The organism is Providencia sp. (assembly GCF_003533305.1).
In the GTDB taxonomy this organism is placed as follows: domain Bacteria; phylum Pseudomonadota; class Gammaproteobacteria; order Enterobacterales; family Enterobacteriaceae; genus Providencia.
On the sequence record NZ_DOEH01000019.1, the window covers coordinates 40,007 to 64,712 of the forward strand.

20 protein-coding genes are annotated in these 24,706 nt (G+C 39.9%); 11 read left to right on the plus strand and 9 right to left on the minus strand.

Annotated elements, in window-relative coordinates; translation table 11 throughout:
- Window positions 1-128: 128 nt before the first annotated feature.
- The 3 genes from ttrA to ttrB are packed head-to-tail and all read right to left on the minus strand — an operon-like array spanning window position 129 to window position 4,961.
- Window positions 129-3,203 carry a tetrathionate reductase subunit TtrA gene (ttrA, locus tag DD649_RS11940; RefSeq protein WP_294107237.1) on the minus strand — a complete coding sequence of 1,025 codons (3,075 nt, stop codon included), beginning with the start codon at window positions 3,201-3,203 and terminating at the stop codon, window positions 129-131.
- Window positions 3,196-4,224: a tetrathionate reductase subunit TtrC gene (ttrC, locus tag DD649_RS11945; RefSeq protein ID WP_294107238.1), complete on the minus strand. Its 1,029-nt coding sequence runs from the start codon at window positions 4,222-4,224 to the stop codon at window positions 3,196-3,198. The genes ttrA and ttrC overlap by 8 nt, the downstream gene beginning before the upstream one ends.
- Window positions 4,224-4,961, minus strand: a complete 738-nt coding sequence (gene ttrB, locus DD649_RS11950; protein WP_336430797.1) for a tetrathionate reductase subunit TtrB — start codon at window positions 4,959-4,961, stop codon at window positions 4,224-4,226. The genes ttrC and ttrB overlap by 1 nt, the downstream gene beginning before the upstream one ends.
- 326 nt (window positions 4,962-5,287) lie before the next feature.
- Between ttrB and ttrS the strand changes: the two genes are divergently transcribed.
- The 7 genes from ttrS (at window position 5,288) to DD649_RS11985 (ending at window position 13,392) form a co-directional block, all read left to right on the plus strand.
- Window positions 5,288-7,012 carry a tetrathionate respiration histidine kinase TtrS gene (gene ttrS / locus DD649_RS11955; protein ID WP_294107330.1) on the plus strand — a complete coding sequence of 575 codons (1,725 nt, stop codon included), beginning with the start codon at window positions 5,288-5,290 and terminating at the stop codon, window positions 7,010-7,012.
- Between the two features lie 141 nt (window positions 7,013-7,153).
- On the plus strand, window positions 7,154-7,750 hold the full coding sequence (ttrR, locus tag DD649_RS11960; protein WP_294107240.1) for a tetrathionate respiration response regulator TtrR: 597 nt from the start codon (window positions 7,154-7,156) through the stop codon (window positions 7,748-7,750).
- A 71-nt stretch (window positions 7,751-7,821) separates the two neighbouring features.
- A complete protein-coding gene (locus tag DD649_RS11965) occupies window positions 7,822-8,757 on the plus strand; it encodes a Kdo(2)-lipid IV(A) acyltransferase (RefSeq protein WP_294107241.1) in 936 nt (311 codons plus the stop codon).
- Window positions 8,758-8,821: 64 nt separating this feature from the next.
- Window positions 8,822-10,045: a multidrug efflux MFS transporter MdtG gene (gene mdtG, locus DD649_RS11970; protein WP_294107242.1), complete on the plus strand. Its 1,224-nt coding sequence runs from the start codon at window positions 8,822-8,824 to the stop codon at window positions 10,043-10,045.
- Window positions 10,046-10,441: 396 nt separating this feature from the next.
- Window positions 10,442-11,974, plus strand: coding sequence for a peptide MFS transporter (locus DD649_RS11975; protein WP_294107243.1), 1,533 nt, complete (start codon window positions 10,442-10,444; stop codon window positions 11,972-11,974).
- Between the two features lie 130 nt (window positions 11,975-12,104).
- The gene (locus tag DD649_RS11980; protein ID WP_336430798.1) at window positions 12,105-12,896 is read left to right on the plus strand and encodes a PhzF family phenazine biosynthesis protein; all 792 of its coding nucleotides are present in this window, start codon (window positions 12,105-12,107) and stop codon (window positions 12,894-12,896) included.
- 91 nt (window positions 12,897-12,987) lie between these two features.
- Window positions 12,988-13,392 (plus strand): acyl-CoA thioesterase, encoded by a 405-nt coding sequence (locus DD649_RS11985; protein ID WP_336430799.1) that lies wholly within the window; start codon window positions 12,988-12,990, stop codon window positions 13,390-13,392.
- A gap of 93 nt (window positions 13,393-13,485) precedes the next feature.
- Here DD649_RS11985 and DD649_RS11990 read toward each other — a convergent pair whose 3' ends face one another.
- Window positions 13,486-14,814 (minus strand): hypothetical protein, encoded by a 1,329-nt coding sequence (locus DD649_RS11990; RefSeq protein WP_294107244.1) that lies wholly within the window; start codon window positions 14,812-14,814, stop codon window positions 13,486-13,488.
- 907 nt (window positions 14,815-15,721) lie between these two features.
- On the opposite strand from DD649_RS11990, the gene DD649_RS11995 reads away from it, so the two are divergent.
- Complete coding sequence (locus DD649_RS11995; protein ID WP_294107245.1) at window positions 15,722-16,291, plus strand: tetratricopeptide repeat protein; 570 nt, start codon at window positions 15,722-15,724, stop codon at window positions 16,289-16,291.
- Window positions 16,292-16,538: 247 nt separating this feature from the next.
- The gene (locus tag DD649_RS12000) at window positions 16,539-16,976 is read left to right on the plus strand and encodes a universal stress protein (protein ID WP_294107246.1); all 438 of its coding nucleotides are present in this window, start codon (window positions 16,539-16,541) and stop codon (window positions 16,974-16,976) included.
- A 381-nt stretch (window positions 16,977-17,357) separates the two neighbouring features.
- On the opposite strand, the gene agp is transcribed toward DD649_RS12000, so the two are convergent.
- Window positions 17,358-18,611 carry a bifunctional glucose-1-phosphatase/inositol phosphatase gene (agp, locus tag DD649_RS12005; protein WP_294107247.1) on the minus strand — a complete coding sequence of 418 codons (1,254 nt, stop codon included), beginning with the start codon at window positions 18,609-18,611 and terminating at the stop codon, window positions 17,358-17,360.
- 319 nt (window positions 18,612-18,930) lie between these two features.
- On the opposite strand from agp, the gene DD649_RS12010 reads away from it, so the two are divergent.
- A complete protein-coding gene (locus DD649_RS12010) occupies window positions 18,931-19,374 on the plus strand; it encodes an acetyltransferase (protein WP_336430800.1) in 444 nt (147 codons plus the stop codon).
- A 135-nt stretch (window positions 19,375-19,509) separates the two neighbouring features.
- Here the strand turns inward: DD649_RS12010 and DD649_RS12015 are convergent, their stop codons facing one another.
- The gene (locus tag DD649_RS12015; protein WP_294107248.1) at window positions 19,510-19,866 is read right to left on the minus strand and encodes a helix-turn-helix domain-containing protein; all 357 of its coding nucleotides are present in this window, start codon (window positions 19,864-19,866) and stop codon (window positions 19,510-19,512) included.
- A gap of 100 nt (window positions 19,867-19,966) precedes the next feature.
- On the opposite strand from DD649_RS12015, the gene nfsB reads away from it, so the two are divergent.
- Window positions 19,967-20,620, plus strand: coding sequence for an oxygen-insensitive NAD(P)H nitroreductase (gene nfsB / locus DD649_RS12020; RefSeq protein ID WP_294107249.1), 654 nt, complete (start codon window positions 19,967-19,969; stop codon window positions 20,618-20,620).
- Window positions 20,621-20,734: 114 nt separating this feature from the next.
- On the opposite strand, the gene fdnI is transcribed toward nfsB, so the two are convergent.
- The 3 genes from fdnI to fdnG all read right to left on the minus strand — a co-directional run.
- Window positions 20,735-21,406 (minus strand): formate dehydrogenase-N subunit gamma, encoded by a 672-nt coding sequence (fdnI, locus tag DD649_RS12025; protein WP_294107250.1) that lies wholly within the window; start codon window positions 21,404-21,406, stop codon window positions 20,735-20,737.
- Window positions 21,399-22,286, minus strand: a complete 888-nt coding sequence (fdxH, locus tag DD649_RS12030) for a formate dehydrogenase subunit beta (protein ID WP_294107251.1) — start codon at window positions 22,284-22,286, stop codon at window positions 21,399-21,401. The genes fdnI and fdxH overlap by 8 nt, the downstream gene beginning before the upstream one ends.
- Before the next feature lie 11 nt (window positions 22,287-22,297).
- Window positions 22,298-24,706, minus strand: a 2,409-nt coding sequence (gene fdnG / locus DD649_RS12035) for a formate dehydrogenase-N subunit alpha (RefSeq protein ID WP_294107252.1), incomplete at its 5' end; no start/stop codon positions are given.

A 24,706-nucleotide genomic window follows, 5' to 3' on the forward strand; every position in this document is an offset into this window, starting at 1 on the left:
ACTTGCCGAATTTACGATGCGGTAGCCACATCGTATTTGCGCAATGTCAACTGCTTAAAATAAGGGCTGCAACCGTCTATGGCTATGCAGGGCAATATAGGTAACAACCCTTTACTACTTCATTACTACTAACTAATAAGCTCAATACGTGCTGGCAAACCTTGTCTAACTGAAGCGCCCGATACCCAATCTAACCAAGTATTGGCGACCTCACGTGTTGGATCCGCAAAACCTAAATCATTTAAGTTGATACCTGAGCCATTTGCCTTATTCATTGGCATTGGATTACCATCTAAATAGTGCTGCTTAGCGCCCATTTCGGTATGTCCATAACCATGTTCAATAGCAAGCACACCAGGCATCACTCCATCCAATACACTGATTTGAGCTTCTCCATGACCACCTGGCGTCGTGATACGAACCCAATCACCGTGTTTAACCCCCATTTTAGCAGCATCATCTGGATGAATAGCCACTAAGTTTGTTGGTTTCACATGTCGTAAGCGCTCAATCATCGTCGTTGAGCTACTCATCACATGCGATTTAAATGACATCATTTTTAATGGCCACTCTTGCGGTGGGAACACTTTATTGACATCGTCACCGTTTGCCATACGTGGTGGGTAGTAGGTTGGACAGCCGCTGTAGCGTTCGCCAGTAATAGCATGACGGTTAATCGCGACAGTTGGATTCCAAATTTGTAGTCCTTTTTTCCATTGTGGGCCTGTTGCATCACCATCCCACGATTTCTCGTATGGTGCAAAACGACCACCACGGGTATAAATATAAGCAACGCGACGCACCTCTTCAGGTTTTAATGTACGCGTCATTTCAGGTAGAATTCGAGCTACACCACTAATTTGAATATCTTCTGTCGCCGCCTCTGGCGCGGGTTTTTCACCTAACCATGCCATATTTGCTGCAACACGCAGGTAATAGTCTTCTGCACTGTTTAATGGATATTTATTACCGTCCATGTCTTCAATTACGTCATCACCAAAACCGGGCAAATTCAGCGCTTTTGCGACTGCAATACAGAAAGTTTCCATCGAAACCGGCTGACCATCAGCAGTTTTAGCTGTACGTGATTCAACAATTGGCCAACGTGCAGTACTGGCTTTAACCTGAACACCTGCCCAAGGTGCGCTAAATCCCCAACTTTCAAAGTTATGAGTATCCGGCACAATGTAGTCCGCCAGTGCCGTCGTTTCATTCATGAAAGCATCAATACCAATAATCAATGGTAGATGTTTTGGATCTTTCAGTTTTTCTTCCATTACCTGACGAATACCTGCAATACCATATACAGGGTTAGTCATATTAGTAATCCACGCTTTGAGAGAATACGGATATCCCATCAATGCTGAAGCCAATTGCTCAGTAAGCTGACCTTTAGCAAACGGATACCAAGGTGCTTTCGCCGGATATGGCTGTTCACCTGCGGCAATGCGTGCTTTAAATTCATCTGATTTTTCATAGACTTCATTACTGCGCGATAATACGACACCTTTAGGTTTCACTTTACCTTGATAGCTGGCCATTTTGTAACGAGGACCATCATTTTCCCCGTTAAATTTGCCGCCACCTACTGAAACACCACCTTTAAGGTTTAAATTGCCAATTAATGCATTGAGCATAATAACTGACCATGCTGTGTAGAAGCCGTTGCCGCCCATCATTCCACCATGTGAAATAACGGCCGCTTTTCTATCATAAGAAGTAAGTGCTTTACCCAGTGATTCAATCGTTTTCACTGGAACTTGGCAGCGTTCGCTATATTCTTCAAGAGTCATGCGATTTGCTGCTTCTTTAAGGCACTGGAAGCTGGACTTTACTGTTACTTCACTACCATCGTGTAACGTTACAGAACGCGTCACAAACAGGTCTGCATTCGTCACATCATCAGCAAGTTTTAGTTCACCTGATGCGTCTTGGACTAAAAAGGCTTTCTCATCTTCACCTTCTCCAGTCATATATGATGAAATTAATAACTTACCTGCTAATGGATGCGCGTCATCGGTAATCACTAAGTGAGTTGAGTTAGTCCAACTTTTCTCACCTGCCTCTTCCATGGTTTTTTCACTTGGTACACTCAGATATTGCGCATTGTAACGTTCATTCTCGATAATCCAACGGATCATCCCCATCACTAACGCCGCATCGGTTCCCGGTTGAACAGGAACCCAGTGCCCATGATCATTTGCCAGCGTTGTCGTTAAAGGCAATGCTGGTGCGACAACCACATAATTAAATGAATCACGCAAACGTGCAGTCGCGAGTTGGCGGCCTTGACGCTTAAACGGGTTTCCTGACTGTGCTGGCGAAGTGCCAATAAATAAGGCAAAACGGACATGATCCCAATCTGGTTTAACGTGAGCATTTTTATCCAGATCATCCATTAATGCACCTGAGCCCGCACGATATGCAAGACCACAATAGGCACCATGAGCACCAAAATTTTTACTACCAAAACCATTTTGAGCGAAGCGACGAATAAAGCCATCGCGCCCATCGTCACCAGCATTGGTGACTAATAATTGATTCGCTTTTGGACCCAATTTAGGCTGCGTTGGATCTAAAGGCGTTTCAAGGTCACGGATAGCTCTTAGTCCATCCACATGACCTTCACCAAATAGATTTCCTCCCTCAACCACTTCTTTAATCAACTGCTCAAAGCTGATACGTTCCCATTTACCTTCTCCGCGTTTACCTACGCGTTTCATCGGCTCAAGGATACGTAGTGGGCTAGTTAAACCCTCCATCAAAGTGGCGCCGCGAGCACAGGCTGTCGAACGATGTTCGAGTCCACTCTCTCCGCTCATTTTTGTAAATGCAGTTTTCAGCGGCATTCCATAAGGAAAATGTTTTTCATGGGAAAGTGGATGATAAGGATTACCCGCTATCCGCAGCACTTCGTTTTTAGCGGTATCGACACGGGCACGAATACCACATTGAGTCCAACAACCAAAGCATTGAGTCATTGCGATGACTTGTTCAGGATTTTCCTGCCAGCCATTAGCTGCCTGTCCTTCCGGACGTAAAGAGTTACCGTTAATCCTATCAAGTGTGACTTTACCAGAAGTACCGTTAACTAAGCCATCCACTGCACGTTTGGCAACATCGCGGTAGCTCGCACCAAATAACGCGATACCACCGACAACTAAACCACCTTTAAGCCATTGACGTCTTGAGAATTTAGCCATGTTGTACTCTCCTTGCAAACCAACGAACACCTTCACGAACAATAATGATTAACGCTATCCACAAACCGAATGTCCCAATGATTGCCATCAATCCATCAGAGCCAAGCGGGAAATGATATGGGTTTGCAATAATGTTATATTTTGGTACCGCTTGAACTTCCATCAGGAAAATCCAACGTAATACCCAAGCCAATGCCATCGAAACTAGTGCAAGTACAGTAATGTAAGGTACTGAGCGAGTGGCTTTAACATTACAAACCGACATAACAAATGCCGCTGCCCATAATGCGCAAACGCCGATTAACATCCACCAGCCTGAGCTTGCAAGTGTTAATTGCTGACGTACCGCCATGCCGGAAATGGTATCGCCTGACAGCCACAACGCAAAACACACCACGAACAGAAGTAATGTAATCACTTGGAAACGCGCTAAGCGATTTTGATATTGAGGCTCACGACGTGCACCAAGGCTCACTAACGCAGGTAGCACTTGCAGCGCGCTAAGGAACATGAGAACGGGTATCCACCAGCTAAACCAAATTGGTCGTGCATTCAATACTGATGCTTCGCGTCCGGTATATAACAATAGTCCAATCGCAGAAAGTGCCGCTAATAACGCAATCCAACGGGTCGCCTTAAACTCTTTTTTCCAAACCAGTTTCACAATTAACGCGACAAAATATAATCCCATAAATGTGGTGAATAATGGCAGCAATACAGAGCCCCACCACATCCAAGACCAAAAAGTAGGATGCGCATAGAAATGCCAAACCCTGGCGGTTTGATGCAAATCTGCGGTTAATGCCAATGGTGCAGTAATCCCCATCGTGATAGCGATAAAAGCAGAAATCATTTCTAAACGGCCATTTTCACTTTTATTTTGCCAATGGAGATAACAAGCATAAAGCACCGCGCAAGACGCAATACCAATGAAGAAGAAATATTGTACTGCCCAAGGTAGCCAAAAGAATTCTTGTGGCTGAGCCATTATTTCTGAAATATAAGTCACTTGGCCATTCATCAGAACACCTCCTGCCATAATGCGGGTTGACCTTTATCTTCTAATGGCTGAACAAATGCGTCATCCAGACCGATATAAAAGACTTGTGGTAAGGTGCCACTTTCTGGTTTCAGCACTTTAATTTCAGCTTCATGCTCAGTGAGCATTTTACGAATAGTGCTATTAGGGTCTTTAAGATCACCGATAATACGTGCACCGCCCACACAAGATTCAACGCAAGCAGGCAATAATCCGACCTCTAAGCGATGGGCGCAAAATGTGCATTTATCTGCAGTTTGTGTTGAATGGTTGATAAAACGGGCATCGTAAGGGCAGGCTTGTACGCAATAGGCACAACCCACACAGCGTTCGTTATCAACGACGACAATGCCATCTTCACGCTGGAAGGTTGCTTGCACTGGGCAAACCGGTACACAAGGTGGATTATCACAATGATTACAAAGGCGCGGTAGCAGAACGTTAGTCAACCCTTCTTCGCCTTTCACTGCAACTTGATACTGGTTAACTGTCGTTCTAAATTGTCCTTGAGGTGTCTGGTTTTCAACTGAACAGCTCACGGTACAAGATTGGCAGCCAATGCAACGACGTAAGTCGATGAGCATTCCATAACGTTTATCTGGATTACCTTCTCGACGCGTTGGGGAAAGGCTAAAACCAGCTTCTGCAATCGGAATTAACGATGCACCAGCGGTTACAGCCCCTATTTGTTGTAGAAATTTTCGTTTACTCAGATCCATAATCGGCTCCAGTATTGACATTGCTAATGCAAAAATAAAAGTTAATTATCAATATGTTATTGGTTTTAAAAGTTTTATTGGCTATTGATGTAGCCTATTTTAGATAACCGTCGAAATTCTTATTTCTCTTTAAAGTCGGTGTGCTATCTTTGTTTCTCATAAACCCCAAATTATTCAAGATGCTTACTAGTATGCTGCTTGAAATATGATGGGAATGGCTTCATTGTAGGGAGAGACGAACGCCCCCCCTATTGTGGTTTACCACATACCTATCGCTAAATTGATCTAACGCAACGAATAACCTAAATATGTTAAAAAAATCATCTATGCCGTTGTATCACATACTAATAATAGTGCTGCTAATGTGGTCAATACCGACTATGGCTGCTCAATGGACAATTGGCGTGCTCGCCTTGCGTGGCCCAAGTTCAACCCAATTACATTGGCAGTCATTAATTGATACACTAAATGAATCCATTCCTGGTGAACGCTTCACGTTGCAACCGCTCAATCTTGATGAAATGAAAGACGCTATTTCTCATCAAAAAATTGATTTTTTACTGACGAATCCCGCACAATTTATTCAATTAGATAGTCGATATCATCTGCGTTGGTTACTTTCGTTGCGTTCAGATGTCGAGCCGAATAGCACTACTCGCAATGTGATTGGTAGCCTGATATTGGTGCGAGCAGATAGCGATATTAAAGATGTGAACCACTTGATAGGAAAAAAGGTCGGTGCAATTTCACCAGATGCTTTTGGTGGTTACTTGTTAGGTTACAAGGTATTACGCGATATGGGATATGATGCTGAGAAAGATTTCCGAATGCAATTTCTCGGTTTTCCTGCGGATGCCTTACTGTATGCTTTACGTGATAGTTCGCTGTCAGCCGCTATCGTTCCTGTTTGTTTGTTGGAGAACATGGATAGCGAAGGATTGATTGATAAACAGCAATTTCGCCCATTAATTCAACATTCAAGTTCACTCTCTTGCCTCACCAGCACAGAGTTATATCCTAATTGGTCCTTTGCGGCATTAAGTGGAGTCCCTGATAATCTGGTCGATAAGGTGACGAAAACGTTACTTTCCACAGATAATACGACAATGCGTTGGGGAGCACCCGCTTCAGTGACTCAAGTCGAAACCTTATTGCGTGATGTTAATCAACATCCACAGCAACGCCAAGTTTGGCAAGATATTGTCAGTTGGACGATACAACACCAAATCACTATTAGTATTATTGCGTTATTTTTTATTTTGTTAGGGATCAATCATGTCTGGATTGCTTTTCTAGTCAGGCGTCGCAGTCGCCAACTCGAAGTTGCCCACAACCGCCTGCGTCAGCAGGAAGCTAATTTACAAAAAGCTCAGCGTTTGAATATCTTAGGTGAAATGGCATCCGGCTTTGCCCATGAACTAAATCAGCCATTATCTGCCATTCGAAATTACGCTCAGGGCTGTATTTTACGTCTGAAAAAAGAATCTGATGACCACCCGCTTATTGGCGCGCTCACTAAAATTGATCATCAGGCGCAGCGTGGTGCGGATATCATTCGTAACTTACGCCTTTGGGCAGGAAAGCCAAATCATGATTCAAGCCAACAACTCAATCAGCAGTCAGTCAAACAAACCATCAACCATATTTGGCAACTATTGCAAGTTGAACAATATGGCTCAGGTACACAATTATTATTGCCTGATACTGATGATGTTATGCTTAAATTACCCGAGACATTGCTCGACCAGTTACTTTCCAATTTAATTAGCAATAGCCTACAAGCTGGTGCTAACACCTTAAGTTTTGAGTTCCATTTTGCTCAAGACCGCTTTTTATTAGTATTGCAAGATGATGCTGGTGGGATGCAATCTGAGCAATTAGAACAAGGCATTACCCCTTTTGCGACAACAAAAAAGGAAGGTTTAGGACTTGGGCTAGTTATTTGCCAGAGACTTATCCAAAGTCAAGGCGGTGACATTCGGATTGAAAATAATATCACTGATGACGGCCTTAATGGCTTAAGGGTGACGTTAATTTTCAGCTATCCTTAATTTTTCCGTCAATAGCGCATGTTTTGCCACACAATTGATAACATTCACCTTGGTGATGTGTGACAATCATAAGCTGAATATTTTCAATAATATGTGAAACCACACAATAATCGATAACATGACTCTGTGAGGTAATAATCAATGCCCGTTATTCATCTGGTGGATGACGACACCGATGTCACCGATGCCTGCCAATTTTTACTCGAAACACTTGGTTATTCGGTTACTGTTTGGAATGATAGCGAACAATTTATTCAGCAAGCATCACTTCATCAAGAAGGTATTGTCTTACTTGATATGAGAATGCCTAAACTTGATGGACGGCAAATTCATCATCTACTTAAAGAGCAACAAAGTACGCTTGCAGTTATTTTTCTTTCCGGTCATGGGGATATTCCTATGGCTGTCGAACAAGTCAAACTCGGGGCGATTGATTTTCTGCAAAAACCTATTGATAGCCAACAACTGGCTATAACACTTGAACATGCACATTTGCAGACCGCCAAAGCCACCGAGCGTTACCTAATTAAACAGCGTTATGAAACCCTGACGCCAAGAGAAAAAGATATCTGTAAATATGTTCTGCAAGGCTTAATCAATCGTGAAATTGCAGATATCGCTTGTGTCTCTGTTCGTACCGTTGAAGTACATCGTTCACGAGTTATGGACAAAATGGCAGTACGAAATTTAGCTGAATTAATGATCACCTTACAAACTGCTCATATTTTAAATGAATAATTTGTTATAATTACCACATTATCGATAACCTGCTATTGCTTTGATAGCAAACAACTCTATATCGGAATCTAATGATACAGGCACCAACGTTTAAACTCAGTTTTCTACACCCTCGTTACTGGCTCACTTGGTTTGGTACAGGTGTACTTTATGTCCTCGTGTTACTGCCTTACCCAGTTATTTACTGGATAGGGACACGTTTAGGTCGCCTATCCAAACATTTTCTAAAAAAACGTGCCTTAATTGCTAACCGTAATTTGCAATTGTGTTTTCCAGACATGAGCGAAGAAGAACGTCGCCAAATGGTCGATAAAAATTTTGAATCTGTCGGTATGGGCGTATTTGAAACGGGCATGGCTTGGTTTTGGCCTGACTGGCGTGCACGCCGCTGGTGCAAAATAGACGGCCTACAGAATATGAAGGAAGCGCAAAAAACCGGACGCGGCATTATCGTTGTGGGCATCCATTTCTTGACCCTCGAACTTGGTGGGCGAATGTTTGGTATGCATAACCCGGGAAATGGCGTTTACCGCCCGAATGATAATCCAGTCTACGACTGGCTTCAAACCAGAGGCCGCCGACGTTCTAACGATGTCATGATTGACCGCAAAGATCCTAAAAGTATGGTACGCATTTTACGACAAGGTAAAATTCTATGGTATGCCCCTGACCATGATTATGGGCCGCGTAACAGTGTTTTTGTACCATTTTTTGCCGTCAAAGATACTGCCACAACAACCGGTACATCAATATTAGTCCGAATGGCTAACCCGTTAATGATCCCTTTTACACTGCGTCGTATGCCTGCTGGTAAAGGTTATGAACTACTTATCCAGCCTGCTGTTGATGGTTTTCCTAAAGATGATGAAGTCGCAACCGCAGCCATGATGAATAAGCTCATTGAAAAAGAAATTTTAAGAGCACCTGAACAATATATGTGGCTACATCGTCGCTTCAAAACACGACCGGAAGGAGAGCCCTCCTTATATGGTGATTTGCATCATTAAATCGATGAAGCGGCCGTTAGTCATATAACCGCCGTTTCGTTCTTAAGGAATAAGTTAGGAGTCTATGCTTAACAGGAATACTTACTGGAAACGTAATTTGTATGTCGTATGGTTCGGTTGTTTTTTAACTGGCGCGGCATTTAGCCTGATCATGCCTTTTCTCCCCTTATATATTGAAGAACTCGGCGTAACTAACCACGCCTCATTAAGCCTATGGACTGGTGCAGTTTTTAGCATCACGTTTCTATTCTCTGCGATTGCAGCCCCATTTTGGGGGCGATTATCTGACCGAAAAGGTCGAAAACTCATGTTATTGCGCTCAGCCCTTGGTATGGCTATCGTCATGGTGCTCATCGGTTTTGCGCAAAATATCTGGCAACTACTCATCCTCAGAGCCATTTTAGGTCTTCTAGGGGGCTTTGTTCCCAATGCCAATGCGTTGATAGCAACTCAAATACCGATTAAAAAAAGCGGCTGGGCAATGGGCGTACTTGCCACAGGTGCAGTGAGTGGCGCATTGATAGGTCCATTGATTGGTGGCTTACTCGCTGACCAATATGGTCTGCGCCCGGTATTTTTCATCACCGCCAGCGTATTATTCATTTGCTTTTTTGTGACATTATTTTATGTTCGCGAACGTTTTACACCCGTTTCTCGTAAAGATGCCTTAACTGGCAAACAGGTTTTTGCTTCTTTACGTAATAAAAACTTAGTCATTAGTTTATTTTTTACCACCATGATTATTCAAGCAGCAATGGGATCAGTAAATCCGGTAGTCACCCTCTATGTTCGAGAACTCTCTGATTCCATCGAAAACTTGGCGTTTGTCAGTGGTATGATAGCTTCCATTCCTGGTGTTGCAGCACTGATAGCAGCCCCTATGCTAGGTAAGCTTAGCGATAGAATAGGACCTGAAAAGGTCTTGTTGGCAGTATTAGGCGCATCAATATTTGTTCTTTTCCCGATGGGACTCGTCAGTAATTATTGGGAACTTGGTGCTTTACGCTTTTTACTCGGTGCTTTAAATGCTGCACTGTTACCCGCGGTACAAACTTTAATTTTGTACAATATTTCCCATCAAGTTACTGGACGGATATTTAGCTATAACCAAGCACTACGAGACGTCGGTAATGTTACCGGACCGTTAATGGGATCTCTGGTCGCCGCGACTTATGGGTTTAGAGCTGTATTCTTTTTTAGTGCAATATTGGTACTCATTAATCTCATTTACTCATGGTCGGTTATCAGAAAACAATCTGATGGCCTTCGTGCTGAGCCCAGTGAATAATCGTTAAGTGAACAATAAATGAACTGATATTCTTTGCGTAAAACCCTAGCTATTTATAGGTATTACAGCATTTTATGCATAAGTCTATCTTTTATCTCTCTAGTGCATTGTTTTTATTATACTTAATCGATTCAAAATTCTTGCTTTTATTGTCAACTAAAATCCTGTATTGTCCCCTACCTTATAGTGAAAAATGAGAGTTACATCGAACTTTCACCTTAAAACTACATATATTGCAATAAATTTATTCTGCTTATAGATGATTCTATAATAATGTATGTTAAAAATATGTTTACACCCTGAAAGTTAACATATCTATATATTGACACCTAAGCACTTAGCTTGGTGTTTTTTATCAGACACACATCTCAAGAGATAATTTATCGGAGTTCTCAGATGAATAATTCTGCGACTAAAACAAAAACATTTTTCGGGCATCCGTACCCACTAAGTTCACTTTTCCTCACTGAAATGTGGGAAAGATTTTCTTTCTATGGCGTTCGTCCACTACTCATTCTGTTTATGAGTGCCGCATTACTTCAAGGCGGTATGGAGCTGCCTATTGAACAAGCCTCAGCGATTGTGGGTATCTTTGCAGGTGGCGTCTACATTACGTCATTACCGGGCGGCTGGTTAGCCGATAACTGGTTAGGTCAACGTAGAGCCGTTTGGTACGGTTCTCTCATCATTGCACTTGGTCACTTGTCTATTGCCATGTCTGCAATTTTAACCAACACCTTCTTCTTTGTGGGCCTTTTACTGATTGTGTTAGGTACAGGACTGTTTAAAACCTGTATCACCGTAATGGTTGGTACTTTGTATAAAAAAGAAGATACTCGCCGTGACGGTGGTTTCTCACTATTTTATATGGGTATTAATATGGGGTCATTTATTGCCCCTCTCATTATTGGCCCTTTGCATGAAAAATATGGCTGGCACATTGGCTTTGGTCTTGGTGGCCTAGGCATGTTAATTGCGCTGTTAGTCTTCCGTTTTTATGCAATCCCACAAATGCGCCGTTATGACAAAGAAGTTGGATTAGATTCAACGTGGAACCGCCCTACTGTACAACGTAAAAATGTCGGTAAATGGGTCTCTTTGGTGATGGTACTGCTCGCTGCATTAGTTATTTTAATCGACAATGGTACGATCCCATTTAATGCCTCAATGATAGCGAAGAGTTCGGCTTACATTATCTCAACATGTGTCGGTATCTATTTCGTATTTATGTTCTTCTTTGCAGGTTTAAATAGCAGTGAGCGCTCGCGTTTATTGGCCTGTTTAATCCTGTTAGTTGCCGCAGCATTCTTCTGGTCAGCATTCGAACAAAAACCGACTTCATTTAATATTTTTGCTCGCGATTATACTGATAGGCAAATGGGTGATTTCGAAATCCCAACGATCTGGTTCCAAGCGATTAATGCGCTGTTCATTATTATATTAGCTCCACTGTTCAGCTGGTTCTGGCCATCATTGGCTAAACGCAACATGAACCCGAGCAGTATGTCAAAATTTGTAGTCGGTATTTTATTTGCGGCGGGTGGCTTTGCGGTGATGATGGTGGCAGCAAACCACGTTCTCGCAACACAAACGGGCGTATCGCCATTTTGGTTAGTGGGTAGTATTTTATTACTGACTCTTGGTGAGTTGTGCCTTAGCCCGATTGGTTTGGCTACAATGACCTTATTAGCGCCACATAAAATGCGTGGACAAGTTATGGGGTTATGGTTCTGTGCCAGTGCGTTAGGTAATCTAGCGGCGGGGATCATGGGTGGAAATATCCGTAAAGATCAACTGGATTCAATGCCTGAGCTGTTCTCCCATGTCTCAATCGCATTAATCATCTGTGCGATTGTTTTGGCTATATTGATAATACCAGTTAGAAATATGCTTAAAAATGCGGATAAAAACGAAGCGAAAGCGAGCTAATCCACGTTAATATTCACTGCTCGATAACCTGTACTGGGCTATTGAGCAGTGTAATTCTATATTTATCATTTATATCTACGCTATAATCTTCCAATACATCAATGATGCCCAACCTCAAAGGATAGATTGTATGAGCGTATTTTCACTTCCTGTTTACTATGTTGACGCCTTCACTGATACCCTATTTCAAGGTAATCCAGCAGCCGTTGTTTTACTCGAAAAGTGGCTACCTGATGAACAACTTATTTCTATTGCGGCTGAAATCAACTTATCTGAAACCGCATTTTTAGTGGGCGTTCACATACGTTGGTTCACGCCGATTATGGAGGTCAAACTTTGTGGTCACGCTACTTTAGCTGCATCTTTTGTACTCACTAAGATTATGCACCATCCTGATAATCCAATTATTTTTCAATCAATTTCAGGTGAATTAACCGTCTCGGAAACTGAAAATACCTTTACTCTCGATTTTCCTATTCTTGAGTGTAAACTTGCAGAGAGTGCGCAATACCCTCAATTAACTAAAATTTTAGGTGTTGAAATTGAACAATTATGGTTGGCTAAAGACCGCTATATTTGTTTTTTATCTACCGTAGAACACGTTAAAAACTGCCAACCTGACATGCTGAAACTGTCACAACTTCCTTTACCAGGCTTAACAATTACCGCAAAAAGTGACAATAACAAAGTCGATTTTGTTTCGCGTTATTTTGCACCTGCAAAAGGCGTTAATGAAGATCCTGTCACAGGAACTTCCCATTGTGCAATTGCCCCACTTTGGGCTAAAAGGTTAAATAAAAACAGCTTAGTTGGCCATCAAATATCTGCTCGTGGTGGATTAGTCAAATGTGATATCGAAAATGAACGCGTAAAGCTAACAGGCAAAGCGACTTTATTTTTAAGTGGAACGATTCATATTTGATTAATTGCTGAATTTATTTGTGATGAGTATTACACTGACTCATCAATGTGAATAAGCTATATAATACATAAAATAATTTTAAGGTTTAAACATGTCTCCAGATGTTGAAGATACAATCGCACAAAAAATTGAACAATCTATCACCTGCGTATCGAAAGTTATTTTTCCAACGACAACCAATCATCATAGTACCCTCTTTGGAGGCACAGCTTTAGCTTGGATGGATGAAGTTTCTTTTATCACTGCCACTCGTTTTTCTCGCAAGCGCCTAGTGACCGTTTCTACAGAAAAAATTAATTTTACCCATCCAATTCCTTCTGGCACCATCGTGGAATTGATCGGCAAAGTCAGCCGAGTGGGTAGAACCAGCCTTGCAGTCAATGTCTCCATTTTTCTAGAAGACATGTATTCCGAGGGGCGCGAAGAGGTGATCCATGGCCAGTTTAACTTTGTAGCGGTTGATGATAACGGTAAACCAACACCATTGTTTGAATGATATATAAAAATGCAAAAAGTGTGTGCTAAATTAACTTGCACACACTTTTTTTGTTTTACGCTATCACGATAAATTCTCTTACATCATCAACGGTTAAGCGAAGGCCAAGAATGGTGAGATACATAATAAAATCCCAGTAAAAATAATTAGATATAAAGAGGCGCCTTTATACTTATGCAACATTGGGACTTTATAAACTAAATACGCTGGAATTAAACAACCGACCATCCCAAAAATTGGGCTACAGATTGAAGTAAAGCTCAGTACTGGTGCATTAAGAATAATCGCTCCCCATGCAAGTAGCACTGCAAATACCATAATACCATTTTTAACCCACTCATCTTTAATGCGTTCAACTGGCATCATTCGTTGTAAAATATTCATCACAATACCTTGGGTCGCCTCACGGAATCCGAGATAAACACCAAAGAATGCGGTCATTACAGCGAAAATATTCAGCATGACACTCACAACGGTGACCCAACCACCCGGAAAGAATTTAGCGGCAATGGCTAAAGCAGAAATATTTTGTTCGTAAGCTTTAACTGCCTCTTCATGCCCCATCGCTAAAGTAAAAGAAACCGCGTAGAAAAATACCGTGCAAAACAAGATACCAAATGCAATATTCATCGCACGCAGCGCTTTATAGCGCGCCACTTCTCTATTCGTATTTTGGCTGCGAAATGAAATAACCATTGGACTCAATGTTTGAATAAACAGTATTGAAGTCAGTGTAAACGGTAACGTAATAACCGCTTCTTTTAATAAACGCCCTACTGGTGGTAAAGAACCAGCATTATATAGATGCCACATTCCTATCATTGAAACACCCAATGCGGCGACAACAAACAATTTAGTCAATACCATAAAACTTGATAGCTTAAAGAGTAACTTTTCACCTCGAGATGAAATCGCCACTAAAATGCAGATTAGAACCAAACCATACCACGATGTTTCTGATAATAATCCTTCGGTCACACCAAAAGTCTGTAAATATGACGCACTGTCATTTGTAATCGCCGTAGAATAAACAAACATCCAAATGACGAGCATCACAAAATAAAGTGCGCCTAAAAGCATTCCCCAGTTTTTACCTAAATAACCACTAATCACACTTGGATAATCTTTACACTCAGGTGACTCAGCGAGTGTGTTAATAAATAAACGTTGAAACAAATACATTGCAGGATAGCCGACAACAGATGAAAGCAAAAACACCCATAACCCCATTAATCCGACTTGCACAGGCAGAAATACGATCCCTGCCCCAATTGCCATACCAATACTCATGATGACCCAACCTGCGTCAGTACCATCAAATTTAGTCGCTTCGCGCCATTGTTCTTGAGTCATACCTGCTCGAGATGCCGCTGTAGAGCCGTTTTTTCTTTCATTGTTATCTATCGTTGGGATCGTTGCCATAATTTTTCACTCAATATTTAAGTTTGTGATGAAAAGCTTTTTTTGATTTTAAAATACGGTTTAATAGTTATTTATATTAATAACCTTAGTTATTCGCAGGCTTTTATCATGTTCAAATCATAAAGGATATGTAGGAGAAAAAACGACTCTTTATTAGCCTGCAAAATGGGCTATTTATAGAAAATTTTTCTCTATTAAGTGAATTAAGACAAAAATATCTCTATCTAGAAGAGGAAATAAAACTTGTTCACCAAACCGTAACCCAACAAAAACTAACTTATTGTTTTTAAACATTTAATTGATATTAACTGGAGTTTTCACTTATTAACAATTTCAACAATCATAAATTTAATACGTGCTAAATATCACAGTATTATATGATAACTAATATTAAGTATCGCAATAACTCTGTACTTTGTAACAATTATGTGATTTTTTAGAATAAATCACTATATGGGTATTTTACATATAATTTATACTTTAATTGTTCCTATATGAATGCGCTAAAGCTTTTTTTTCATTGTGACTAAGTTAATTTGCTACTCATTTTTGAATTATTTTAGAAATTGACTTCAATAATTAATTCAGCATTGTAGCTCAGCCCATTTAAAAACTCTCATAATGTGTATCTATTATTACATATTGATATTTATCAAATATCGTCGTAAAGTATTGGATAATAAATTGATCGTCGTAACTTGCTATTAACCTCCCTAAATTATTAAAATGGGCGTTTAATTCAATAAGATATTCATAATCTAATCTTATTAATTTTTATTCGCATTTTAAACTAAGGCTGATTAATAAAAAGCAGTAAACAATACGTTAAAAATCAATTAACAATTAGATTTTAACAGTCATTGCTTATTAAAAATACTTATCACCAACAGAAGACATTAAAAATATCATGTTCAGAATTTTTTCATTAATTTTACTGTTTATTTTCTCTATTAATCTTAGTTTTGCTGCGGTTCCTAAAGAAACATTAAAACTAATAGAACAAGAAGCCCAAAAAGGTGATGTTAAAGCACAAGTGATGCTTGGAATTGGCTATTATTTAGGAACAGAAATCAAACAAGATTATCCTAAAGCAAAAAAATGGCTAACCATGGCCTCTAACAAGGGAAACTCAGACGCACAACTTTTCCTTGGCGATATGTATTTAAATGGTAATGGTGTTGAAGTTAGCCTTGAAACAGCGATGGGATGGTTTGAAAAATCCGCAAATAAAGGTAATGCCGAAGCGCTAAACTATATGGGTCAGTTTTACTACCAAGGTATTGGAGTCAAACAAAATTATATTACGGCCTTTGAATGGTTTAAAAAGTCGGCCGATAAAAAATTTCCACCCGCACAATACCAAGTTGGGAAAATGCTTCAAGATGGTGAAGGAACCGAAATTAACGAAAAATCAGCATCAGAATATTTAGCGTTAGCCTGTAAAGCGGGTCTCAAAGAGGCATGCACTAAGCCGTAACACAAAATAAATAATCCAATTGATACTAATAATACAAACTATTTTTCATCTTTATAGGCAATACGCTTACCCATGCGTTTTGCCTACTCAAAAATAAATACTTCAAATTTCACACTAAAATATTAAATAACATACACTTGATCACACCTTTCGTTCTAAAATTTATTATTATTAATTTATTAACAATTATTATCATAATTCATGATATTGTTCTAAACTTATAATATAAAAGAAAAAAGGAGAAATTATGTACAATACTATTTTAGTTCCGATTGATGTTACCGAAGATTCGCTCACTAATATGCTCATTCCCCATGTAAATTCATTGCAAAAGCTGAATAATTCGACAGTTCATTTCCTTGCAGTAACAGCTCCTATCTCAAATTATTTACGCTATGGTGGAACTATTTTACCCGGCGATTTTCCAGATGATGCAAAGCAAGTAGAAATTATTCTCAAGGAATTAAATGAAAAAGTTAAGCTGTTTTCTATTCCTGAAGATAAAGTGCAAGTAAAAGCAACAATTGGCTCAGTTAAAGATGAAATTTTAGCAACAGCAGAAGATATTAATGCCGATATCATTCTACTCGGCTCTCGTAGACCAAGCATGTCGACCTATTTATTGGGTTCGAATGCCGCCTCAGTAGTTCGTTATGCTAAGATTAGTGTGCTTGTCGTTCGCTAAGATGAATTAAATCAAATAAAACGCTTTAAGGTCTTAAAAAACACAGGTCATGTAAGTTCTTAATAATTGTTACACAAAACAATAAACCCATACAATAAATATGACTATTACATGTTTATTTAGGGTAAATTAAAGACTCATAAACATTTTCGTGATTTTCACGCCCTGCTCATTTTGCAGGGTTTTTTCTTTCTAGCCATAGCCTAAATATTTACTCTCTTAAAATCCATCCGCACCTTTTCCACAAAACCATCATTCAATAGCACTACAATGTTAAAACATGAAAAAAATCATGATGTTATAAATCATAACGCATTAATTCTACTGATAAAAAAGCCTATCTCTTACAAGATAGGCTATCAAAAAATAAATTTAAGTTGATTACTGTTGTAATGCTGATTTCATGACTTTTTGGAAATCATCCCAAGAACAGTAACCGCTTTTATCAATTGGGCAATCTTTGAGTTCTAATGTGACATGTTTAGGAGGGGTTTTTAACGATAAATAAGCGTTATCTCTAAGTTGGTCTGAGGTTTGATATACATACTCAACTTTCATAAAGTCCTTTTTAGCTTGCTTATCGTGCCAGCGTTGAAATACCAACTTACCGCCAATCGGCGTATGTTCATATTGTTGTGGTAATTGATAAGGCTTAAAATCCATCGCTGACATCACTGAAGCAATATTAGAGTCATGTCCGACTAAAAAAATAAATTTAGCGGTTTCTCCTTTATCTACAGAAACAAAACCATTGTTGATATAATTCAGTATTGGATGAGCCACATTTTTAGCGATCAATTTAGGTGAAAATAATGTTTCCTGATAACCATTTTTCAGGGTATTCAGTTTAACCCACTTTTCATCTGAATTAACCAATCCCCAAGCGACATCTTTTAATGGGAAACCTTCATAATATTGTAAATCTATCGCATCCGCAGCCGAATTAGCTATTTTTAATGGGCCACTAACACCTGGCTCTTTATCCGCCTCTACAATAAAAGTATTCTTTTGCGTCGCTAAATCACAAAATTTATCCGTCTTACATTTTTGAGAATCTTTTATATTAAGTAAGTTATTTAATTCATCATAGCCCGGTTTAAGATTAAGACCTTTTAAATGTTCTTCCATTGCGAATATCGCTTTTTGTTTAAATTCAGGCGTCGCATTGGTAATAATAGGATTGAATACAGGGTCCATTGTACCAATTTCAGGCTGGTGATGAATATTCACTTTACAGCCGGGGAAAGCACCAGTCGCGAAAAATTGCGCCGTAGCAATGGTTCTTTGTAAACTATTGGTATAAATATAAACATCTTCACTACTTGTCGGGCAAAGTTCATCGGCCAACAATTTATTTTGATCTATCCATTCCCTAAAATAATGCCCCATATAAACCTCAAGAGCACCGCCTTTCGTGGTTAAATAGCCACTTTTCGCATCCCATTCTGGCCATTTTTTATCTGTAATTTCTGTCAGAATACCCGTATTAACAATTGGCGTTCGTAAATTATGGCGGCTAAGGACTAAAACTTGGTCGAGCACCATATCACTTGCGTTATCGGTATTTGCTAAAACAGGGGCGATAGGGGTGAATAAAGCAGCAGATAAACACAATGTTAGCAGTTTATATTTCATCTAAATACTCCTAAAATTTTATCAAAATATGAAAATGCAAAAAAATACATAACGTTGTAATTATGTTAGAAAATAAAAAATTAACCTGTCCATTTAAATATATTCCAATAATGAAGGATTTACCTTTTTTTTCTGAGACTAACCTCCCAAAACTACCGCTTAACTTAAATTAAACGGTTATTTATCAGCGTGTTTATTTTTAATAAAATAATTAATGAATTATTAAAAAATAGATATTAACCAGCTTTATTCTGACTAATTTATTGACACAATTTTTAGTCTGTTTAAGATTGGCATCTTAAATATTAGGAATATAGAAATGATAATTAAACCTGCTATTGCTAGTAATTACGACGAGATTATTCAGGTATGGGAATCATCTGTTAGGGCAACACATGACTTCATAACCGAGCAAAACATCCAAGATTTAAAAATCGCTATTAAAGAGCAATATTTGCCTAACTTAGCCGTTTTTGTCGCTGTTGATGAAACTCAAAAAATTATTGGTTTTATTGGAACCGACGAAAATCGCCTTGAAATGCTATTCATTGCTCCCAATAATCGGGGCAAAGGAACCGGAAAACAACTGCTTCACTATGCCATAAATCAACTGGGTATTACTGAGGTGGATGTGAATGAACAAAATCCACAAGCCGTTGGGTTTTATCAACATATGGGATTTATACAATATGCTCGTTCGGAAATAGATGGGGAAGGCAACCCATTCCCTATTTTACACATGAAACTCAGTACGGTTGAATGATGAATAAATGGGTTTTTCAGCAAATTTACTGCCTTGAATAACCCAATAAAATATCTCAAAAGAATATAATGATGATTACCTAGGCGCTATTTGCGCGGTTACAGTTTGTTCCATAGCTATTTATTCAGTAAGTGTTTACTCAGGAAGAAAGGGCAGCGCGTGTTCTTCTCCCCATGTTTTCAACATGAGCAATATTGATTGTAACGACTCCCCCCGTTCCGTTAGGCTGTATTCTACTTTTGGAGGAACTTCAGCAAATACCTTTCTCGCAACTAATCCACAGGACTCTAACTCACGTAATTGTTTAGTTAACATCCGCGGCGTAATAAATCGCAATAATCGCTTTAGCTCATTAAACCGTAGCGTACCATTGGTCATCAGATGGTAAAGGATCATGCCTTTCCCTTTCCCCCCAATAAGCTCTAAAGTTGCCTCAACGGGACAAGCTTCATAAATATACGTTTCATAACGCGGTTTTTTAACAGTATCCATTATGTACCTATGTATCAAAAATGTACGTACTTGTTTAATTAATAGTATATACGTTATCATAAATTTAAATAGTAACGAGTTTATTTTAAAGGGAAGATTTATGACTATTACTGATATTGCAATGAAACGTTATTCAACTAAATTATTTGATCCAACTAAAAAAATCAGCGCTGAAATATTTGATAAATTAACAACGCTATTACGTTACAGCCCATCAAGCGTCAATATTCAACCGTGGCACTTTATTATTGCCGAAAGTGAAAATGCAAAATCGCGCATAGCAAAATCAACACAAGGCGATTATCACTTCAATACAGTCAAAATTACTGATGCATCACATGTCGTCGTCTTTTGTGCAAAAATTGACGTCAATGACCAGTATCTATCGGATATTTTGCAACAAGAAGATACTGATGGCCGCTTTGCGCTTCCAGAACATAAAGAGATGATGGCAGGGGCAAGAAACTATTTTCTTAATATTCATAAAAACGATCTGCACGATTTGCCTCACTGGCTCGAAAAACAGGTTTTTATCAATTTAGGTGGTTTTTTACTCGGTGCAGCCGCATTGGGCGTTGATTCAGTACCGATGGAAGGTATTGATTTTAATATTCTTGATAACGAATTTAACCTCAGTGCACAAGGCCTCAAACCTATCGCTGTCGTTGCACTAGGTTACCGCGCTGAAGACGATTTCAATGCTAAACTGACTAAATCTCGCTTAACTGAAGACAAAATTATCACGCTAATTTAATTTGATAATAAAATTGCGATTTAATAAATCAAACTGTCATTTTTAATAAAAAAGCCACTGTAATCAGTACGTTTGTACTTACAGTGGCTTGATTATTTTTAACTCGATATGAGTTTATTTATGCTTTTCTTCGGTTTTAGCTTTAGATTCTGCTTTCGCTTCTTCAGCTTCTACTTCACGATACCAACGTGGGTGATGCTTTCTAGCCCAGCGGCGGCTAACTTTACCTTCAACCATCCCACCAATCGAGCCTTTCACCCAAAATGCCATATACATATGGATCAAAATGGCATGGATAAGCACAATGGCTGCAACCGCATGAATAAGCAGGCTCCAACGGATCATCCACATAGGGAATAAGTCCGCAAAGTAAGGACGCCAGATGATAATTCCGGTGATCAAGAGCACAAAAATCAAACTCATGATGCTCCAGAACATCATTTTCTGGCCTGCATTATATTTCCCTACATCAGCAACATTGTGTTCGTTACCTTTAAGTACCTCGATAATATTTTTAAACCAAGGTAGATCTTGTCTGTCTGGAATATTATGTTTAACAAAACGGAAAAACATAAACATCAATACGACAAAGATTAATACACCAAAGAATGGGTGAAGAATACGCCCCATTTGTGGCGTACCAAAAGTTTCCGTCAACCATTTTAATGTTGGGAAAAATAGTGCGATACCAGACAAAGCAACCAAGAAAAAGCTGATGACAACAGTCCAGTGACATGCGCGGTCAACAAATTTTGTCCGAACAATCATTTTGCTCTTTTTACTCATGGTCATCTTTCTCCTCTTCATCATCCACTTCTTTATTCGGCCCAATTCCCACATAGTGGAAAATCAGTCCGGCAAAGGTGGCTATAAAGCCCACAACAGACAGTGGTTTCAAGACGCCCTGCCACAGATTGATTGGTGTATCAATTTGCGGGTCTTTCGGTAGTCCATGATACAACTGCGGTTTATCCGCATGATGAAGTACATACACGACGTGTGTACCGCCTACGCCCTCAGGATCGTAAATCCCAGCCTCTGCAAACCCGCGTTTTTGCAACTTAGAAACACGCTCAGCGCCATATTCCAACATTTCTTTTTTCGTACCAAAACGAATAGCACCAGTTGGACACGTTTTCACACAAGCCGGTTCTTGACCTACGCTGACTCTATCAACACATAAAGTACATTTGTACACACGATTATCTTTTGGATTTAATCGTGGAATGTTGAAAGGGCAACCCGCGATACAGTAGCCACAACCAATACACTGCTCTGATTGGAAATCCACAATACCATTAGCGTACTGAATAATTGCACCCGCTGATGGACAGGCTTTTAAGCAGCCAGGGTCAGTACAATGCATACAGCCATCTTTTCGGATCAACCACTCTAACTTGCCGCTTTCGCTAGTTTCGCTAAAACGCATTACCGTCCAAGATTTTGCACTTAAATCGGTTGGGTTATCATAAACCCCAACACAATGACCAACTTCGTCACGGATATCATTCCACTCAGAACAGGCCACCTGACAGGCTTTACAGCCTATACAGGAGGTCACATCAATTAACTTACAGACTTCAAACTTATCGTCGCGCGCATGGGGTGGAGGCGTAATACTATTGGTCGCGGAACGTTTAATGATGTCTTGAGATTGCATGGACATAGTTCCCTCCCTTACGCCTTCTCAATGTTAACTAAAAATGCTTTATACTCAGGTGTCTGAGAGTTAGCATCGCCCACGGATGGCGTTAACGTGTTAGAAATAAAGCCTTTTTGCGTTACACCTTCAAAGCCCCAGTGAATTGGTATCCCAACAGTTTCAATCGGTTTTCCATCAACCATCAACGTTTGCAGTCGCGGTGTTACCACAGCAACAGCCTTAATAAAACCACGCTTACTGCTGACTTTGACTTGATCGCCTAACGCAATACCTTTGGCTTTCGCTAAGGTTTCGCTGATTTCAACAAACTGTTCAGGCTGAGCAATTGCGTTTAAACGTGCATGCTTAGTCCAAGTATGGAAATGCTCAGTTAAACGATAAGTGGTTCCCACATAAGGGAATTCTTTATGGTCGCCAAGTCGTTTCTTATCTTCGTCAAAAATTCGAGCCGCAGGATTAGAAATAACATTTGGATGTAATGGGTTAGTTCCTAATGGCGTTTCAAATGGTTCATAATGCTCAGGGAAAGGTCCTTCTGCCATTTTATCAATCGCAAATAAACGACCTAAACCTTCAGGCTGCATAATAAAAGGACCCGTACCCACTTCAGGTGCTGAACCATTAAAATCAGGCACGTCATTACCGACCCATTTTTTGCCATCCCATTCAATAAGCACACAATCTTTATTCCATGGCTTACCTTTGGTATCACAAGATGCACGGTTATAAATAACACGTCGGTTAAGCGGCCATGCCCAAGCCCAACCTAATGTATTACCGATTCCAGATGGGTCACTGTTATCACGGTTCGCCATTTGATTACCTTTTTGCGTCCAGCTACCCGTATAAATCCAACAAGATGATGCTGTTGAACCATCACTACGTAGCAGTGCAAAAGAGCTTAGTAATTCACCTTTTTTCGCTTGTAGATTGCCATCTGCATCAAAGAGATCCACCAGTGCAACACCATTGTTCTCTTTTGCCACTTCTTCTGACTCAGGATGGAATTGACGTTTATAATCCCAACGCATTTGCATCAGAGGATCAACACCATTACCACCCTCTTGTGCATATAGTTCACGGATTTTATATAAAATACCGGTTAGGATTTGCCCATCATTACGTGCTTCACCTGGGGCATCCGCGGCTTTCCAGTGCCATTGTAACCAGCGGCCTGAGTTAGCAATTGAACCATCTTCTTCAGCAAAACAAGTTGAAGGTAAACGGAATACCTCCGTTTGAATCGACGCGGAATCGACATCATTCATTTCACCGTGGTTTTGCCAGAAATTCGCGGTTTCGGTCACAAGAGGGTCAACAATAATTAAGTATTTAAGCTTACTTAAGCAGCTAACAACTTTGTTTTTATCTGGGAACGAGGCAACAGGGTTAAAGCCTTGGCAAATGTAACCTGTCACTTGATCTTTGCTCATCATGTCAAAATATTTCATAACATCATAAGCTTGGTCCCATTTCGGCAGCCAATCAAAGCCCCATTGGTTCTCTTGTTGCGCTGCATCACCATAGAAAGACTTCATTAAACTGACAAAAAATTTCGGGTAATTACTCCAATAATTCACCTGGTTAGGTAAGGTGGCTTTTGGTGTATTCGCCGTCAAATAATTTTCAACTGTCAGATGTTTTTCAGATGGTAATGTGAGATAACCCGGTAAACTGGTTGATAACAAACCTAAGTCTGTCAGGCCTTGAATATTTGAGTGACCGCGTAAAGCGTTGACTCCACCACCCGCCATACCCATATTACCAAGTAGCAATTGGATCATTGCCATTGTTCGAATATTTTGAGCACCAACAGTATGTTGAGTCCAACCCAATGCATAAAGAAATGTTCCGGCTTTATCCGCAGCACTCGTTGTGGCCAAAATTTCACAAACTTTTAAGAAGTCAGCTTTTGGCGTACCACAAATATTTTCAACAACATCTGGCGTATAACGAGAGACGTGTTGACGAAGTTGATTCCAGACGCAACGTGGGTCTTGTAACGAGTCATCGCGTAATGCATGACCATTTTCGTCAAATTTATAGTTCCAGCTTGTCTTGTCATAACTGCGTTTTTCTGCGTCATAACCGCTAAATAAGCCATCGTTAAATTCAAAATCATCCCTAACAAGTAAAGCCGCATTAGTATAATTTTGAACGTATTCAGCATTAATTTTGTTATTTTCAATCAGGTAAAGTAAAACACCTGATAAAAATGTAATATCCGTACCTGAGCGAATAGGCACATAGTGATCTGCCACTGATGCGGTACGCGTAAAACGCGGATCGACAACAATCAGTGTTGCATCATTATTATTTTTCGCTTCCATTGCCCAGCGGAACCCGACAGGATGCGCTTCCGCAGCATTGCCGCCCATGACAACAATAACGTTGGCATTTTTGATATCAACCCAGTGGTTGGT

Coding starts and splice junctions, on each gene's coding strand:
- DD649_RS12010 (WP_336430800.1), top strand. CDS start 18,931: ATGATAATTAAACCTGCTATTGCTAGTAATTACGACGAGATTATTCAG.
- DD649_RS11990 (WP_294107244.1), bottom strand. CDS start 14,814: ATGGCAACGATCCCAACGATAGATAACAATGAAAGAAAAAACGGCTCT.
- mdtG (WP_294107242.1), top strand. CDS start 8,822: ATGCTTAACAGGAATACTTACTGGAAACGTAATTTGTATGTCGTATGG.
- ttrS (WP_294107330.1), top strand. CDS start 5,288: ATGCCGTTGTATCACATACTAATAATAGTGCTGCTAATGTGGTCAATA.
- ttrC (WP_294107238.1), bottom strand. CDS start 4,224: ATGAATGGCCAAGTGACTTATATTTCAGAAATAATGGCTCAGCCACAA.
- fdxH (WP_294107251.1), bottom strand. CDS start 22,286: ATGTCCATGCAATCTCAAGACATCATTAAACGTTCCGCGACCAATAGT.
- ttrR (WP_294107240.1), top strand. CDS start 7,154: ATGCCCGTTATTCATCTGGTGGATGACGACACCGATGTCACCGATGCC.
- DD649_RS11985 (WP_336430799.1), top strand. CDS start 12,988: ATGTCTCCAGATGTTGAAGATACAATCGCACAAAAAATTGAACAATCT.
- fdnI (WP_294107250.1), bottom strand. CDS start 21,406: ATGAGTAAAAAGAGCAAAATGATTGTTCGGACAAAATTTGTTGACCGC.
- nfsB (WP_294107249.1), top strand. CDS start 19,967: ATGACTATTACTGATATTGCAATGAAACGTTATTCAACTAAATTATTT.
- DD649_RS11975 (WP_294107243.1), top strand. CDS start 10,442: ATGAATAATTCTGCGACTAAAACAAAAACATTTTTCGGGCATCCGTAC.
- ttrA (WP_294107237.1), bottom strand. CDS start 3,203: ATGGCTAAATTCTCAAGACGTCAATGGCTTAAAGGTGGTTTAGTTGTC.
- DD649_RS11965 (WP_294107241.1), top strand. CDS start 7,822: ATGATACAGGCACCAACGTTTAAACTCAGTTTTCTACACCCTCGTTAC.
- DD649_RS12000 (WP_294107246.1), top strand. CDS start 16,539: ATGTACAATACTATTTTAGTTCCGATTGATGTTACCGAAGATTCGCTC.
- DD649_RS11995 (WP_294107245.1), top strand. CDS start 15,722: ATGTTCAGAATTTTTTCATTAATTTTACTGTTTATTTTCTCTATTAAT.
- DD649_RS12015 (WP_294107248.1), bottom strand. CDS start 19,866: ATGGATACTGTTAAAAAACCGCGTTATGAAACGTATATTTATGAAGCT.
- agp (WP_294107247.1), bottom strand. CDS start 18,611: ATGAAATATAAACTGCTAACATTGTGTTTATCTGCTGCTTTATTCACC.
- DD649_RS11980 (WP_336430798.1), top strand. CDS start 12,105: ATGAGCGTATTTTCACTTCCTGTTTACTATGTTGACGCCTTCACTGAT.
- ttrB (WP_336430797.1), bottom strand. CDS start 4,961: ATGGATCTGAGTAAACGAAAATTTCTACAACAAATAGGGGCTGTAACC.